General features: G+C 60.0%; 12 protein-coding genes. 7 read left to right on the top strand and 5 right to left on the bottom strand.

Annotation, left to right across the window (positions count from 1 at the left end):
• Window positions 1-101: 101 nt before the first annotated feature.
• On the top strand, window positions 102-1,427 hold the full coding sequence (rimO, locus tag BR71_RS04170; RefSeq protein WP_043633566.1) for a 30S ribosomal protein S12 methylthiotransferase RimO: 1,326 nt from the start codon (window positions 102-104) through the stop codon (window positions 1,425-1,427).
• A gap of 59 nt (window positions 1,428-1,486) precedes the next feature.
• Here the strand turns inward: rimO and hypF are convergent, their stop codons facing one another.
• Complete coding sequence (hypF, locus tag BR71_RS04175) at window positions 1,487-3,778, bottom strand: carbamoyltransferase HypF (protein ID WP_052370322.1); 2,292 nt, start codon at window positions 3,776-3,778, stop codon at window positions 1,487-1,489.
• Window positions 3,779-4,146: 368 nt separating this feature from the next.
• Between hypF and BR71_RS04180 the strand changes: the two genes are divergently transcribed.
• Window positions 4,147-6,642: an EAL domain-containing protein gene (locus BR71_RS04180; protein WP_043633096.1), complete on the top strand. Its 2,496-nt coding sequence runs from the start codon at window positions 4,147-4,149 to the stop codon at window positions 6,640-6,642.
• A gap of 58 nt (window positions 6,643-6,700) precedes the next feature.
• Here the strand turns inward: BR71_RS04180 and serS are convergent, their stop codons facing one another.
• Window positions 6,701-7,987 (bottom strand): serine--tRNA ligase, encoded by a 1,287-nt coding sequence (gene serS, locus BR71_RS04185; RefSeq protein WP_043633099.1) that lies wholly within the window; start codon window positions 7,985-7,987, stop codon window positions 6,701-6,703.
• A 26-nt stretch (window positions 7,988-8,013) separates the two neighbouring features.
• Complete coding sequence (locus tag BR71_RS04190; RefSeq protein WP_043633103.1) at window positions 8,014-9,330, bottom strand: replication-associated recombination protein A; 1,317 nt, start codon at window positions 9,328-9,330, stop codon at window positions 8,014-8,016.
• 167 nt (window positions 9,331-9,497) lie between these two features.
• Between BR71_RS04190 and BR71_RS04195 the strand changes: the two genes are divergently transcribed.
• The 4 genes from BR71_RS04195 to BR71_RS04210 all read left to right on the top strand — a co-directional run bounded on the left by BR71_RS04195 (window position 9,498) and on the right by BR71_RS04210 (window position 13,724).
• Window positions 9,498-10,028: a GNAT family N-acetyltransferase gene (locus BR71_RS04195; protein ID WP_162179189.1), complete on the top strand. Its 531-nt coding sequence runs from the start codon at window positions 9,498-9,500 to the stop codon at window positions 10,026-10,028.
• A 237-nt stretch (window positions 10,029-10,265) separates the two neighbouring features.
• Window positions 10,266-10,898, top strand: coding sequence for a helix-turn-helix transcriptional regulator (locus BR71_RS04200; RefSeq protein ID WP_043633106.1), 633 nt, complete (start codon window positions 10,266-10,268; stop codon window positions 10,896-10,898).
• A 126-nt stretch (window positions 10,899-11,024) separates the two neighbouring features.
• Window positions 11,025-12,341: an SLC5/6 family protein gene (locus BR71_RS04205; RefSeq protein WP_081556688.1), complete on the top strand. Its 1,317-nt coding sequence runs from the start codon at window positions 11,025-11,027 to the stop codon at window positions 12,339-12,341.
• 66 nt (window positions 12,342-12,407) lie between these two features.
• A complete protein-coding gene (locus BR71_RS04210) occupies window positions 12,408-13,724 on the top strand; it encodes an L-cysteine desulfidase family protein (protein WP_043633107.1) in 1,317 nt (438 codons plus the stop codon).
• A gap of 603 nt (window positions 13,725-14,327) precedes the next feature.
• Here BR71_RS04210 and BR71_RS04215 read toward each other — a convergent pair.
• A complete protein-coding gene (locus BR71_RS04215) occupies window positions 14,328-15,080 on the bottom strand; it encodes a PAS domain-containing protein (protein WP_043633113.1) in 753 nt (250 codons plus the stop codon).
• Window positions 15,040-15,573 (bottom strand): WbuC family cupin fold metalloprotein, encoded by a 534-nt coding sequence (locus BR71_RS23315; protein WP_081862544.1) that lies wholly within the window; start codon window positions 15,571-15,573, stop codon window positions 15,040-15,042. Before BR71_RS23315 ends, BR71_RS04215 begins: the two co-directional genes overlap by 41 nt.
• A 144-nt stretch (window positions 15,574-15,717) precedes the next feature.
• Here BR71_RS23315 and BR71_RS04220 point away from each other — a divergent pair, with 144 nt between their 5' ends.
• Window positions 15,718-16,089 (top strand): hypothetical protein, encoded by a 372-nt coding sequence (locus tag BR71_RS04220; RefSeq protein WP_156038809.1) that lies wholly within the window; start codon window positions 15,718-15,720, stop codon window positions 16,087-16,089.
• The last annotated feature ends 325 nt before the right edge of the window (window positions 16,090-16,414 follow it).

The following is a 16,414-nucleotide window of genomic DNA, read 5'->3' on the forward strand; positions in this document are numbered from 1 at the left end:
ACGAATCGACAAGCCCCCGCGCTCCGAGTCCCTCGCAACGCTGCGCATCGCCTGTCAAATCGTTGTATACTCTCGCGTTTTTCTTCAGCAAGGCCATCATCATGGCAGACAAGATTCCAAGTATCGGCTTCGTGTCGCTGGGCTGTCCCAAAGCCTCTAGCGACTCCGAGCAGATCCTGACCCGCCTTCGCGCCGAAGGCTACGATATATCCGGCAGTTACGCCGGCGCCGACCTGGTGGTGGTCAACACCTGTGGTTTTATTGATTCCGCCGTGGCGGAGTCCCTGGATGCGATTGGCGAAGCCTTGAACGAGAACGGCAAGGTCATCGTCACCGGCTGTCTGGGGGCCAAGGGCGATGTGGTGCGGGACGCGCATCCGTCGGTCTTGGCCGTGACCGGCCCGCACGCCACCGACGAGGTGATGAGCGCGGTGCATGCCCATCTGCCCAAGCCACATGATCCCTTCGTCGATCTGGTGCCGGACATCGGCGTGCGGCTGACGCCCAAGCATTACGCGTATCTGAAGATTTCCGAAGGCTGCAATCACCGTTGCACCTTCTGCATCATTCCGTCCATGCGAGGGGATCTGGAAAGCCGGCCGATTCACGATGTGCTGCGCGAAGCGGAGAACCTGGCCAAGGCCGGGGTCAAGGAAATCCTGGTGATCTCGCAAGACACGTCGGCTTACGGGGTGGATACCAAGTACAAGCTGGGCTTCTACAATGGCCGCCCGGTGAAGACCCGGATGACCGAGCTGTGCGAGGAACTGGGCCGCCACGGCATCTGGGTGCGTTTGCACTACGTCTATCCTTATCCGCACGTGGATGAGGTGATTCCGCTGATGCGCGACGGCAAGATCCTGCCCTATCTGGACATCCCGTTCCAGCACGCCAGCCAGAAGGTGCTGAAGCTGATGAAGCGTCCGGCCAATAGCGACAATGTGCTGGCGCGTATCAAGAAGTGGCGCGAGATCTGCCCGGAGTTGGTGATTCGCTCCACCTTCATCGTCGGCTTCCCCGGCGAGACCGAGGAGGACTTCGAAGAGCTGTTGACCTTCATCCGCGAGGCGGAGCTGGACCGCGTAGGCTGTTTCACCTATTCGCCGGTGGAAGGGGCCACCGCCAACGATTTGCCGAATCCGGTGCCGGAAGAGGTGAAGGAAGCCCGCAAAGAGCGCTTCATGGCGGTGCAGGAAGAGATCAGCGCGCGTCGCCTGGAGCGCCGCGTCGGTCAGACGATGCAGGTATTGGTGGACGAGATCGACGACGAAGGCACGGCGATTTGTCGCAGCTACGCGGATGCGCCGGAGATCGATGGTCTGGTGTTCGTCGAGGATGCCGCGGACATGCGCGCGGGCGAGTTCTATTCGGTGAAGATTGTCGATTGCAGCGAGCACGATTTGTGGGGCGAGCGCTTACAGTCTTAAGACGCTGATTGGGCCGATCTTCGCGGCGCGTCGCCTTCGGGCGACGCGCCGTTTTCATTTCAGCTCCGGCGCAGCAGGCGCTGGCGGGCCACCCAGGCCTGGCCCAGGCTCAGGCCGCCGTCGTTGGGCGGCAGTTGTTCCGCTGTCAGCGGGCGCAGGCCGGCCTGTTCCAGCCGCGGCAGCAGTTGCGCCATCAGTTGGCGATTGCCGCAGCAGCCGCCGGCCAGCGCCACGATGCGGGTGCCGGTGGTGCGCGCCGCCTTGATGGCCCAGTCCGCCAGCGCGGCGGCCAGCGTGGCGTGCCACAGGCTGGCGATGGCTCGGTCGTCGTCCAGTTGGCACAGATGGCGCGCCAGCGGCGTCAGGTCCAGCAGATTGGCCTGGGTACGCCAGCCGCCGGCCAGCGGTTCGGCGGGCTCGGCCTGGGCTTCCAGCCTTTGCGCCGCTTCGCTCTCGAAGGTTTCCACCCCGCATTGGCGGGTCAGGCCGGCGACGGCGCCGAACCAGCGGCCCAAGCTGGTGCTGTCCTGGCAGTCTCGGCGGATAGAGAGCTGTTTCTCCAATTGTTGGGCGCCAGGCTGGGCCGCCAGCCGCGGCGGCAGCGGTCCCAGTTCCAGGGTTTGCCATAAAGCCACGGCCAGTTTCCAGGGCGGTAGCCGGCTGCGTCCCACGCCGGGCAGCGGCAACGGCGAGATGTGGCCGATGCGTTCGCAGCTGTCGCCGTCCACCAGCATCATTTCACCGCCCCAGGCGCCGTTGTTGTGACCCAGGCCATAGCCGTCCAGCGCCAAGCCCAAAGCCGGTTCCGCCACTCCGTGTTCGGCCAGCACCGCGCCCAGGTGGGCATGGTGGTGCTGAACCCGGATCAGCGGCACTTCCCATTGCTTGGACAGGTGTTCGGCCAGCATGCTGGAGTAAGTGCCGGTTTCCAGGTCGCAAGCCACTGCCTGCGGAGCGACGCCGGTGAGGTCGAGCAAGTGGTCGGCCGCTTGTTGCAGCGCCTCGCAGGTCAGAGGGTGGTTGAGCGCGCCGATGTACTGCGACACGAAGGCGTCCTTGCCGCGCAGCACGGTGGCGGTGGCCTTCATATAGGCGCCCAACGCCAGTACCGGCGGGCCGTCCAGCGTCAACGGCACCGGGTCCGGCACGAAGCCGCGAGCGCGGCGGAACAGCAGCGGCCGCCGCCGCTCCAGTGATACCACGCTGTCGTCGCAACGAGTGACGATGGCGCGGTTATGCAGCAGAAAGACGTCGGCTACCTGGTTCAGCCGTTCGCGGGCCTCTTGGTTGCCGGTGACGATGGGCTCGCCGGACAAGTTGGCGCTGCTCATCACCCATAGCCGCGAGCAGGGCTGGCGCAGCCAACTGGTCCCGGGCGGACGGCCCAGCGCTTCGTGGAACAGCAGCCATTGAAGCGGAGTGTAGGGCAGCATCACGCCCAGAGCCGACAGACCGGGTGCAATGTCCGGCAGCAGTTGGTCGGCTTCGGGTTTTTTGCTCAGCAGCACGATGGGGCGTTCCGGGCGTTGCAGCCAGGCGGCCTCTTCTTCGCTGACATGGCAGAGCGCGCGGATGGATTCCACGTTCAGCGCCATGATGGCCAGCGGTTTGCCGGGCCGGTGTTTGAGCCGGCGCAACCTCGCCACCGCCGCCGGGCTGGCCGCGTCGCAGACCAGATGGAAGCCGCCCAAGCCTTTCATCGCTATGCTGCGACCCATATTGAGGATTTGCACCGCGCCCACGATGGGGTCGCCGTTCAGGCTCTGGCCAAAGCGGTCGGTCAGTTGCAGCTTGGGGCCGCACACCGGGCAGGCGGTGGGTTCGGCGTGAAAGCGGCGGCTGTTCGGGTCAAGGTATTCTTGGCGGCAGACCGGACACAGCGGAAAGGCCAGCATGCTGGTGTTGGCGCGGTCGTAGGGCAGCCGGTGGGTGACGGTGTAGCGCGGCCCGCAATCGGTGCAGTTGATGAAGGGAAAGCGGTAGCGGCGGTCGCCGGGGGTGAACAGTTCCTCCACGCAACGCGGACAGGTGGCTACGTCGGCCGGCAACCGGGCGTGGGTGACCGCGCCGCTGCTTTCTTCTATTTGAAAGCGTTGTTCGGCATCGCGCAGCGGAATATCGCGCTCCTGCAGCGCGTCGATGTGCGCCAGCGGCGGCAGGCGGGTTCGCAGCGCCTGGCGGAAGGCGCTCAGCGCCTGCGGCTCGCCTTGCAGTTCCAGCGTGACGCCTTCGCCGCTGTTTCGGACAAAGCCGGTGAGGCCGCACTCGCTGGCCGTGCGCCAGATGAAAGGGCGGAAGCCGACGCCTTGTACCCGGCCTTGAACCGATAGGTGGATGCGTTGTTGGCTCATGGTGCTTGTGTCGCTGTATGGGTGGTTGGGCTGACCATGCGCATTGCCGCCGTTCCAACACGTGATTTTGCTGCGCTGCGCAATACCTTTGTCATTTCCATGGCGAGTTTAAATTCGCCGATTCTGTTGTCAGCCTAGCAGCCACGCTCCGCATCGCGCCTTGTCCTAGATCATGTATATGAGTATTTGACGATTTACTGAATGCAAAAGGAATGCTCCCTGCGGAGAAACCGGCGGGCTTGAGGAGTGACAAGAAGCCTCGATGCCGCTATGGAGCGGGGCTGTTGCAATCCGACTACATGACGGCGATTTGCATCGTTATAATGCCATTTGGAATTTTTCCGTGAATAGCCCGGGTTGGATTGTTAATGTATTGCTTAAAACAGTGTATAAAAGAAATCTCTACCCCGGATATCCTGGCGTGCGCGGCGGATACGTCGCTGGCGGAGGCGGCGCGGCGCATGTTGCTGGCGGGCTGTGGTTCCATCGTGGTGCAGGACGAGGCGGGACGGCCGTTAGGGATTTGGACCGAAGCCGACGCGTTGGCGCTGGACCGGTTGGATGGCGTGGTTGGCATGAGGCCGGTGGGCGGCGCGATGAGCACGCCCTTGGTGGTACTGCCGCACGATCTGCCGGTGAGCGAGGCGGTGGCCCTGTTCCGCCAGCGCGGCATCCGTCATGCGCTGGTGGAGCAGGCCGGCAAGATGTGCGGCGTGGTGTCGCTGACCGATATCGTGTTGAGCCAGGGCAGCGAATCCTTTCTAAGCGTGCGGCGGGTGGTGGCGGACCGCGCCGCGCCCTTATGTTTGCTGGGCGCTCAGGGCTCGCCTGAAGAGGCGCTGGCCTTGATGCGGCGTCACGGCGCCACGGCTTTGGCTGTCAGTTTCGATAACGGGGACTACGGCATCCTGACCCTGCGCGATCTGTTGCGGCTGTTGGCCGAGGGACGAGCGCCGGCGACGCTGGCCGAAGCCTGCTCCTGGCCGCTGCTGGGCGTGCGCGAGGGCAGCAGCCTGTTGCAGGCCAGGCAGTTGATCCTGCAGCACAAGATTCGGCACCTGGCGGTGTACGACGTCGATGGAACGCTGCTGCAGTTGCTGGGGTTCCGCGACATTATCCAGATGGTGGAGCAGGAGTTTTTGCAGGAATTGCATTCCGCCTTGCGCGAGCGCGACGACGCGCTGCTGCATTCTCGGCGCAGCCTGTTGTTGGCGGACAAGGTGTTCGAGTCAACGCTGGAGGGCATCTTGATCACCGACGGCAACGGGGTGATCCAGATGGTGAACCCGGCGTTCAGCCGCATCACTGGTTACAGCAGCCAGGAGGCTCTGGGCCGCACGCCCGCCTTGCTCAAATCCGGCCGGCAGCCGGCGGACTTTTATCAGAAGCTGTGGCAAAGCCTGAAAGAGAGCGGGGTCTGGCAGGGCGAGGTGGTCAACCGCCGCAAGGGCGGCCTGTTGTACACCGAGCATTTGAGCATTACCGCCATCCGCGACGCGGACGGAGAATGCCTGCATTACGTGGCGGTGTTTTCCGACATCACCCAGCGCAAGCAGTCCGAGGAGCGGTTGCACTTTCTGGCCAATCACGACGCCTTGACCGGCTTGCCCAACCGGACCCTGTTCCTGGAGCGGCTGCAAGAGGCGATAGAGCGGGCGCAGCCGACGCGGGCGCAGTTCGCGCTGCTGTTCGTCGACCTGGACCGCTTCAAGCTGGTCAACGACACGCTGGGTCATCATGCCGGCGACGAATTGCTGGTGCGTATCGCCTCGGTGTTGCTGCAGTATGCGCCGCCGCACTCCACCGTGGCCAGGTTGTCCGGGGACGAGTTCATCCTGTTGCTTCCGGCGGTGGAGCGTGTGACCCAGGTGGCCGCGCTGGCGCAGCAGTTGCTGGACGGCGTGACCGAACAGTCCGGCCTGACAGGCCACGAGCTGTTCATCTCCGCCAGCATTGGCATCAGCATGTATCCGGAGGACGGAGTCAGCGCGGATGCTTTGTTGGTGAACGCGGATTCCGCGATGTACCAAGCCAAAGAGCGCGGCAAGAACAATTTTCAGTTCTACACCTCGGACATGAACGCGCGGGCCATGGAACGGCTGAAACTGGAGTACAGCCTGCACCGCGCGCTGGCGCAGGAAGAGCTGGAAGTGTGGTATCAGCCCAAGGTGGAACTGGCCACGCAGCGGGTGGTGGGGGCGGAGGCTTTGCTGCGCTGGCGCCATCCCGAGCTGGGGCTGATGGCGCCCGCCAAGTTTATCCCGATCGCCGAGGACGGCTCGTTGATGGTGCCGATAGGCGAGTGGGTGCTGGACACCGCTTGCCGAGACTGGGCTCAGTGGCATGCGATGGGACTGGAGCCCGGTCGCATCGCGGTCAATGTGTCCGGCCGCCAGCTCAAGTACGGCAGCTTCGCCGACACGGTGGCGCGCACGTTGCGCCGGCATGGCCTGGATAGCGGCGAGTTGGAGCTGGAGATTACCGAAAGCGTGGCGATGGACGAGGATAGCGGCATGGTGGAGGCTTTGCAGCGCTTGCGCGAGTTGGGCGTTTATCTGTCCATCGACGATTTCGGCACCGGCTATTCCTCGCTGTCCTATTTGAAGCGGCTGCCGGTCAAGGGCTTGAAGATCGATCGTTCCTTCATCATGGACCTGCACCATGACGGCGACGACGCCGCCATCACCAGCGCCATCATTTCGATAGGCCGCAGCCTGGGGTTGGAACTGGTGGCCGAGGGCGTGGAACTGGAGTCGCAGCGTGATTTCCTGCTGCGGCAGGGCTGCCGGCTGGGCCAGGGCTATCTATTCAGCAAGCCGTTGCCGCGAGCCGAGTTCGAGGCGCTGCTGGCGGCGCGGATGTGAAAAACGGCGCCCGCGATGGGCGCCGTTGTCTTGTGTCGGTCTTAAGCCAGGCTTGAGTTTAACCGCCGATTTTGTCGCGGCCGCCAAAGTAAGGCCGCAGCACCGCCGGGATGGTCACGCTGCCATCGGCGTTCTGGTAGTTTTCCAGCACCGCCACCAGGGTGCGTCCCACCGCCAGACCGGAGCCGTTCAGCGTGTGCACCAGCTGGTTCTTGCCGCTTTCGTCCTTGTAGCGCGCCATCATGCGGCGCGCCTGGAAGGCTTCGCAGTTCGAGCAACTGGAAATTTCGCGATAGGTGTTCTGCGCCGGCAGCCAGACTTCCAGATCGTAGGTCTTGGCGGCGCCGAAGCCCATGTCGCCGGTGCACAGCGTGATCACGCGGTAGGGCAGTTCCAGCGCCTTTAGGATGTTCTCGGCGTGGCCGACCATTTCCTCCAGCGCGGCGTAGGAGTCTTCCGGCTTCTCGATGCGCACCATTTCCACCTTGTCGAACTGGTGCTGGCGGATCATGCCGCGGGTGTCGCGGCCGTAGCTGCCGGCTTCGGAACGGAAGCAGGGCGAATGCGCGGTCAGTTTCAGCGGCAGTTCCTCAGCCTTGAGGATGCTGTTGCTGACGGTGTTGGTCAGCGTGATTTCCGAGGTGGAGATCAGGTACTGGTCCACATTGCCTTCTTCGCCGCCCTTGGTCACCTTGAACATGTCCTCGGCGAACTTGGGTAGCTGGCCGGTGCCCAGCAGCGCGCTGTCGTTGACGATGTAGGGGGTGTAGTGCTCAACGTAGCCGTGATCGCCGGTATGGGTGTTCAGCATGAACTGGGCGATGGCGCGGTGCAGCCGGGCGATGTCGCCCTTGAGTACGGTGAAACGCGCGCCGGACAGCTTGGCGCCGGTGTCGAAGTCCAGGCCCAGCGGCGCGCCCACGTCGACGTGGTCTTTGACCTCGAAGTCGAACTGGCGCGGCACGCCCACGCGGCGCACTTCCACATTGTCGTTTTCGTCCTTGCCCGTCGGCACCGATTCGTGCGGCAGGTTGGGGATGGACATCAGCCAGGCGTCCAACTGCTTTTGCACCGCGTCGAAGCCTTGTTCGGCGGCTTTCAATTCATCGCCCAGCGTCGCCACTTCGGCCAGGATGGCTGACACGTCTTCGCCCTTGCCCTTGGCCACGCCGATCTGCTTGGAGGAGGCGTTGCGCTTGGCTTGCAGTTCCTGCATGCGCGTTTGCAGGGATTTGCGTTCGGACTCCAGCTGATTGAAGGCTGCGGTGTCCAGGGTATAGCCGCGGCCGGCCAGACGGGCGGCGACGGCTTCGATGTCGTTGCGAAGCAGATTGATGTCGAGCATGGTTAGGTTGGTCCTGTTTCTTTCACTTATTCGGAGTCTTGCCGGGCGTCGTCGTCGAGCTGACGCAGGAAATCCAGCTTGTCCCGTATTTTGCTTTCCAGTCCGCGCGGAGTCGGCTGATACCAGCGCATGTCCTCTATTCCTTCCGGCAGATAGGTCTCGCCGGCGGCGTAGGCATGGGGTTCGTCGTGGGCGTAGCGGTATTCGTGGCCATAGCCCAACTCTTTCATCAGCCGAGTGGGCGCATTGCGCAAGTGTACCGGCACCGGCCGGGATTTGTCCTGTTTGATGAAGGCGCGGGCCTCATTATACGCCTTGTAGCCGGCGTTGCTCTTGGCGGCCACGGCCAAATACAGCGCGGCTTGAGCCAGCGCAAGTTCGCCTTCCGGGCTGCCCAGCCGTTCATAGGTGGCGGCGGCGTCGTTGGCGATCTGCATCGCGCGCGGGTCGGCCAGGCCGATATCCTCCCAGGCCATGCGCACCAGCCGGCGCGCCAGGTAGCGCGCGTCGGCGCCGCCGTCCAGCATCCGCGTCAGCCAGTACAGCGCCGCGTCCGGATTGGAGCCGCGCACCGATTTGTGCAGCGCGGAGATCTGGTCGTAGAAATCGTCTCCGCCCTTGTCGAAGCGACGCGCGTTGACGGTCAGCACCTCGGACAGAAAGTCGCGGTCTATCTGGCCGGTCTTGCGGGCGTAGGCGGCGGTGCGGGTCTGCTCCAGCAGGTTGAGGAAGCGGCGGGCGTCGCCGTCGGCGTAGCCGGTCAGCGTATCGATGGCGGCATCGTCGAAGCTCAGCCCCTCCAGCGCGCCGTTGGCGGCGGCCCGTTCGAACAACTGGCGCAGTTCTCCTTCGTCCAGGCTGTTCAGCACATAGACCTGGGCGCGCGACAGCAGCGCGGAGTTGACCTCGAAGGAGGGGTTTTCCGTGGTGGCGCCGATGAAGGTGAGCAGGCCGGATTCGACAAAGGGCAGGAAGGCGTCCTGCTGGCTCTTGTTGAAGCGGTGCACTTCGTCGACGAACAGAATGGTGTGGCGGCCGGAGCGCTGCAGCGCGGCGTGCGCGCGCTCCACCGCCTCGCGGATGTCCTTGACGCCGGAGAACACTGCCGACAGCGGGATGAATTCGGCGTCGAAACTGGCGGCGAGAATGCGCGCCAGCGTGGTCTTGCCGACGCCGGGCGGGCCCCACAGAATCATCGAGTGCGGGGTGCGCGCCTCCACGGCCAGCCGCAGCGGTTTGCCAGGGCCGATCAAGTGCCGTTGGCCGATCACCTCGTCGAGGCGGCCGGGACGCAGCGCTTCGGCCAGCGGTTTTTTCGGTTCATGGGCAAACAGATCGTTCATGGCGGGGTTCTGCGGCGGGGGAAATCAAAGCGACAGTATATCAGCTGAGCCGCAGGGCGCGCCTGCCGCGCGGATTTGTTGCAGTGCAAAAAAATATGGCGTTGACGGATGATTGCTGGCAAATTGTTTCCATTGTCATGATATTGCAAACGGCTTGGGAGGCAGAAATGCAAGCAGTGGATACCGGCCGCATGATTTTGCGGCCTTTCAAGGAGGATGATCTGGACGCCTTTTACCGGCTTGGTACCGTGGCCGAGGCCATCCGCTATGTCGGCAACACGCCTTTTGGCTCGCCCGAGCAAGCTTTGCAGGCAATGCGCGACGGCCCGCTAGCGGATTATGAGCGGCATGGTTTTGGCCGAGTGGCCTGCGTGTGGAAGGATAGCGGCGAGGTAATAGGCTTCAGTGGCCTGAAATACATGGCGGCGGTGGACGCGGTGGAATTGGGCTATCGCTTTCTGCCGGAGTACTGGGGTTTGGGCCTGGCCACCGAGTCCGGCCGCGCCTGTCTGCGCCTGACGCGGGATGTTTACGCGCTGGACCGGCTGGTGGGCTTGGTGCATCCGGACAATGCCGGCTCCGCGCGCGTGTTGAGCAAGCTGGGCTTCGCGGTGGAGGGGCAGGTGCGTTTGGACTTCATTCCGGACACGCCGGTGGATTTGTTCGCCAGAGGGTTGTCGGCGGATGAGGCTTTGTAATATGTAAAGAGGGAAGCGCCTTGACCTAGCTGTCCGGCGTTCAACTCCGCCTGGCCTGACGGCTGTTTTTCTATTGTGTAACCCGCTATTTTGGCGGGTTTTTTCATGGAGCGCCGCGTTGGCGACGGGCGGCGGCCTGAACGAGTTTGACGCGCGTCAAATGCGCTCGTGGTTGCGCATGACATGGATGAGTGGTGATGCATAGAATCTCAACGTGATAATTTTTTTGTCATCGCCATGAAACTGCAACTTGACGCGGAAGTGCTCGCCGATTTCGTGTCGGCCCTGTTGGGGCCGGACAGCGAAGTGGCTGTGCACGATCTATCCGATCCCAGCGCCTCGCTCAAAATCATCCGCAATGGGCATGTGTCCGGCCGCAGCGTCGGCGCTCCGGCCACCGACCTTGCCTTGAGCATGGCGCGGGAGTGCTCCGTCAAGGGGGGCGAGAACTATCGGCTGAACTACCGCAGCAAGACCCGAGGCGGAGTGTCGCTGCGTTCGTCCACCCTGGTGATCAAGGACGAGACCGGCCGCGTGCAGGCCATGCTCTGCGTCAACTCCGACGACAGCCGCTACAAGCGCGCGCTGGAGGCGGTGCAGGCTCTGCTGCCGGCAGAACTGTCTCACGACTCGCATCAGGAAACCTTGTCGCTAGGCATCGATGATGTTGGCGTGGGGATTATGCAGGGCGTGCTGGAGCAATACGCGATTGATCCGACGCGCTTGTCAGGCGATGAAAAACTGGAGGTGATCAGGGAGCTGAATCAGCGGGGCTTGTTCTCTATCCGCGGATTCGTCGGCAAGGCTTCGCAGGCGTTGGAAATCTCCGAACCCACTCTTTACCGCTATCTGAAGCAGTGTCGCGACTGAGGGCTTCCGATACGCGTCCGAGAATCCCTTCACGCGCTGTTGGCGCAGCGCGGCGGGGAAACCCAAGCATCCGGTTGGCGCCGGAGGGCTTGAGACAGCAGATGAACCACTAAAGGAACAACGAGTATGGACATCACCCAAGTGGGCGTCAAGCCCAGGGCAAGCGCTGCCGAGCGCGCGGGCATGAGCGAAGCGGAGTGGCGGGAGGCGGTGCGTTTCGACGCTACCGACCGAGGTTGGGTCGTGATGAGCATCGGCATGGCGATAGGCGCCGGCATTGTTTTTCTGCCGGTCCAGGTGGGGTTGATGGGGCTGTGGGTGTTCTTGCTCTCCTCCGTTATCGGTTATCCGGCGATGTATTTGTTCCAGCGTCTGTTCATCAACACCTTGGCGGAGTCGCCGGAGTGCAAGGATTACCCCAGCGTGATCAGCGGCTATCTGGGCAAGAACTGGGGCATTCTGCTGGGGGCGCTCTACTTCATCATGCTGGTGATCTGGGTTTTTGTGTATTCAACCGCCATCACTAACGACAGCGCTTCCTTTCTGCACAGCTTCGGCGTGACCGAGACGCTGCTGTCCGCCAATCCCTTCTATGGCCTGGGGCTGATCTGCCTGCTGGTGGCGCTGGCTTCCCGTGGCGAGCAACTGCTGTTCAAGATTTCCACCGGCATGGTGCTGACCAAGCTGGGCGTGGTGGCGGTGCTGGGCCTGGCCATGGTTTCGGAATGGCGAATGGTCAATGTGGGCGCTTTCCCTTCGCTGGGCAGCCTGATCAAGGACGCCATCGTCATGCTGCCGTTCACGCTGACCTCCATCCTGTTCATTCAAAGCCTGAGCCCGATGGTGATTTCCTACCGCGCGCGGGAAAAGTCGCGGAAAGTGGCGCAGTACAAGGCAATGCGGGCGATGAACATCGCCTTCGGCATCCTCTTCGTTACCGTCTTTTTTTACGCGGTGTCCTTTACCTTGGCGATGGGGCACGAACAGGCGGTCAAGGCCTCGCATGAAAACATTTCCGCTTTGGCCATGGTGGCCAGCAGCATGCCGGGCGATATGGTGAAGCTGTTCAGCCTGATCCTGAATATTTTTGCGGTGATGACCGCGTATTTTGGCGTCTATCTGGGCTTCCGCGAGGCCTGCCAGGGCCTGGCGATGAATCTGCTGCGCCGGGTAATGCCGGAGGAGCGTATCCGGCCCGAGTGGGTGGCCAAGGGCATCATGGTGTTCACCGTCTTGTTGTCCTGGGGCGCCATCGTGCTGAACGCCCCGGTGCTGAGCTTCACTTCGATCTGCAGCCCGGTTTTTGGCTTGGTGGGCTGTTTGATCCCGGCCTATCTGGTTTACCAAGTGCCCTTCCTGCACAAATACAAGGGCGCCGCGCTCAAGATCATCATCGCCACCGGCCTGTTGCTCTGCGTGTCGCCGTTCCTGGCTTTCTCCTGATTTTCGCCGCCGGCCCGCCTTGTGGGCGGCGGCAAGGCATTTACTTGATTTGAAAGCGTAATCACTATGTGTACACCAACTCTCAACACCGATCTGTGGCCGAAGTTCGTCAAGGCGGCGCGCGCGGAAGTGGCGCCGGCGCTGGGTTGCACCGAGCCGATTTCATTGGCCCTGGCCTGTGCCATCGCCGCCAAGACGCTGGGCCGCGCGCCAGAGCGCATCGAAGCGCGGGTTTCGCCCAATCTGATGAAGAACGGCATGGGCGTGACGGTGCCGGGCACTGGCGCGGTGGGCCTGCAGATCGCCGCCGCGGTGGGCGCGCTAGGAGGCGACCCGGACGGCAAGCTGGAAGTGCTCAAGGGTTTGAGCGGCGAAGTGGTGGATGCCGCCAAACGCATGCTCGCGGAGCAGCGCGTGACGCTGAGCATCGCGGACGTGCCGAATATCCTGTATTCGGAAGCCCGAGTGTTCGCCGGCGGCGAGACGGCACGGGTCTGCATCGCGGACTCTCACACTAATGTGGTGCTGATCGAGCGCAATGGCGCGGCGGTGTTCCGCGCCGAACTCGAGAGCTCCGGCCAGGCCGGCGCCGCGTACGACTTTTCCGACGCGACCGCGCGGGATGTTTACGACTTCGCCACCCAGGCTCCGCTGGAGATGATGGATTTCATCCACGAGGCGGCCACGCTGAACGAGGCGCTGTCGCGAGCGGGCATGGGGGGGCAGTTTGGCCTGCACATTGGCGCAACCCTGCACAAGCAGGTGAGCGCCGGTTTGCTGTCGGACAATCTGTTGACCCGCATCCTCACCCGCACCACCGCGGCGTCCGACGCCCGCATGGGCGGCGCCACCCTGCCGGCGATGAGCAACTCCGGCTCCGGAAATCAGGGCATTGCCGCTACCATGCCGGTGGTGGTGGTGGCCGAGCATGTCGGCGCCGATCGCGAGGGGCTGACGCGGGCGCTGATGCTGTCGCACTTGATGGCCATTTATATTCACGCCCGGCTGCCCAAGCTGTCCGCGCTGTGCGCGGTCACCACCGCGTCCATGGGCGCGGCGGCGGGGATGGCCCAGTTGCTGGGTGGCGGCTACGCGGTGGCGGGCATGGCCATTTCCAGCATGATAGGCGACTTGGCCGGCATGATTTGCGACGGCGCGTCCAATAGCTGCGCGATGAAGGTGTCCACTTCGGCGGGGTCTGCTTACAAGGCGGTACTGATGGCGCTGGACGGCGTGTGCGTGGCGGGCAGCGACGGCATTGTGGAATGCGAGCTGGACGCCTCCATCGCCAACCTGGGCAAGCTGGCCAGCCAGGGCATGGTGCAGACTGATGCGCAGATTCTGAAAATCATGATGGACAAGCAAACCGCCGCCAGCGCTTGATTCCATCGCGCTAAATCCAACGCCCTCGACGCGTCTGCGTCTTCGAGGGCGTTTTTCATGGCGTGCGCTTGTGATCCGGGAGCGTGCTTGCGAGCTAAGGCTCAAGCGGCTGGGAAAGCAGAGTGTACAGACGAAGCATGAGCATGCTGAGCTTGTTTTAACGGCGTATCGCCGAAGCGCAGCAGGTTTTCAACAGGCTCTGAGGAAAAGTGTGGAGCGTGGGCGGGACAAAGATAATGCAAGATAAACGGAAAACAGCGTGTTGAGCCGAGCCGCTTTGCTATGGCGGGAGGACGCTTGGCCTAAGCGTTTTGGAGAGGTATGGCTGCAATCAGGGTTGGTGCGAAAGGAGAGACTTGAACTCGTCCTGGTCGACATGAATGTGTAAAAATTCCGATTTGATCTGACAGTCAGGTGCCATCAAAGCGGGAGAATTTCAGATCGGGTCCGAGCTTCTAAAATTCAGATTGGCTAGGGCAGGTTTTTGCGTCGTGTCAGGAAGATGGTATCGACTATTTTATCCTGCTGGCATTGCTTTCAATGGTTGTTCTCATTGATTGGTAAGGTGCTGGTTTTCTTGAGGATGACTTATTCAGATCATTTTTAACTAGGCATGCGCAGAGGGATGAGACTGTATGCGGCTGCTCGCTCTAATAGCTGACTTGTCGTGTTTACATCGAACTTTACATAAAGCCTATCGCTAATGGCTGTTTGCACCGCACGAATTGAAATGTCTTTGCCATGAATCGTTGATAATATTTTTGCGATCTCTTTTGGGGATTTGTAGATGGATAGATAGTAAATTATCTCCTGCTCTCTATTGCTTAGACTTATTTGTATTCTACTTTTTTTGCTATCGCCGTGATTTATGCCTAGACGCTGGTTAAGGATGGATAGTTTAGTGTGCTGTGCATCATTCATGAACTTGTCAACTAAGTTGGCAAGTTGTAAATGTAGTTTATCAACGCTGCGTTCACGCTCTATCTCTTGCAGTCTTCTTTCAATGGTGACGTCTTTACAAAATCCGACCAATCCCACGGTCTTGCCATCTTGTATGATTGGGTGCTTAATGGTTTCTGACCAAATGGAGTCGCCATTTCCAGAAGGTATTTGTTCGAGTCTAGAGACAGTCTGTCCTGTCTCTAAAACAAGCCTATCATCTTTTTCAAAGAGTTCCCAATTGTGTGCCCAAGGCAGATCTATATCTCGTTTTTTGATAAGGGTGTCTATATCCTCGACTTCAACCATATCAAGAAATTTTTGGTTGCACCCCATGAAGAATCGTTCCGCATTCTTCCAGAAAGTTGGGACGGGACTATAGTTTATTATCTGAAAATAATTGTCGCTCTTGTTCATACCGTTTTCCAATATCAGCTTCTTTCAGCCAAGTGGTAAAGTTTTTTACCTCGTGTTCGCCTTCGTCAGGTGCCCATTCGGCAAATGTACGATCTACTTCTGGCCGCCCATAAGTAAAGCTACAGTTCCGTACCTCAAGATATGCACAGTCGGATAAAGGGACATAGCTGTGATACAAATTTTGCGGTATCTCAATTACGCGGTTGCAGTACTGACTTATCTCAACCTTGTTCAGTATTTTGCCTGCATCATCAAAAATGATAACAAGCATTTCTCCAGATATCCAAGTTAACAGCTCCCATTGATTATCACTTTCATGCTTGTGCGGCTTGATGTAAGAGTCCGACGCCATGCAGTTCACGAAGCGTTGAGGGATCTCATCGTAGCTGCTATGGATGAGGATTGGCGTGCGTTTTCGAGGTGTGCTTTTGCTCTCTTCAATAACAGCTTCTATGCAGTCGTTGCTAATAAGCTTAGATGTGATTGGCTGCATTTGAATTGTTCTTTCTTGAACTATTTGTAAAATGTGTTAACTTTAGCATGTTTTTTTGCCGTCGTGAACAGTTGTTTTTGCGTCTTGAAATATCATCAAATCTTATAAAATCCCATCAGCTTTGCTTGATTGGAGTGCTTTGCCATGAATCCAGAAGAATATGCGTACAAACATCCTTCCTGTATGGGGTTGCTGTCATTTAAGAATTCATTTGCCCAAGTAGTGGCGCAACATGTTTTATCTTTGCCGGATAACGAGCTATCGCAGTTTGAACATTGCGCGAGGCAGCATGGCAAGATATCTGATATGGTTTGTATAGATGAGGTGTCTGTCAGTGATATGTTGGCCTCTCCATTTTATCGCCACCGAGCTGACATTATTGCTTACATTGACAGGAAGCCGGTCTTCTACTACACAGGGGTGGGCATCTATCAATGGAGCGATACCCTTGATAGAGAATGTCTGAGCTACTGGATCAGTTACCCGGAATTGCCTTTGGGTTGGGAGATAAACTAATAAATTTCGGTGGGGCTTATTAGAGGTGGGAATGTTTGCTATTTGAGCTTGCCATGATGACTATGTCTTTCACCTAACAAATTATCCAGACAAGCCGTGTCCATAAAGCTGTGCGTTTGAAGAAAAAATCTTCACTGGTAGTATCGTAGCAATTTACCGGGTGAAAACCATTTTTATTAACTAGAGCAACTGGACTGCGGATATATTATTTGGATACAGACGAGAGCTATGTTAATAGGCTTTGCCATTGTTTTTTAAAGGCAGTAGCTTAGAGGCATTCAGCTCTATTCTTTCGGGCTTGTTCCATGTGTTTACTATGAAATGG

Source organism: Chromobacterium haemolyticum DSM 19808 (assembly GCF_000711885.1).
Lineage (GTDB): Bacteria > Pseudomonadota > Gammaproteobacteria > Burkholderiales > Chromobacteriaceae > Chromobacterium > Chromobacterium haemolyticum.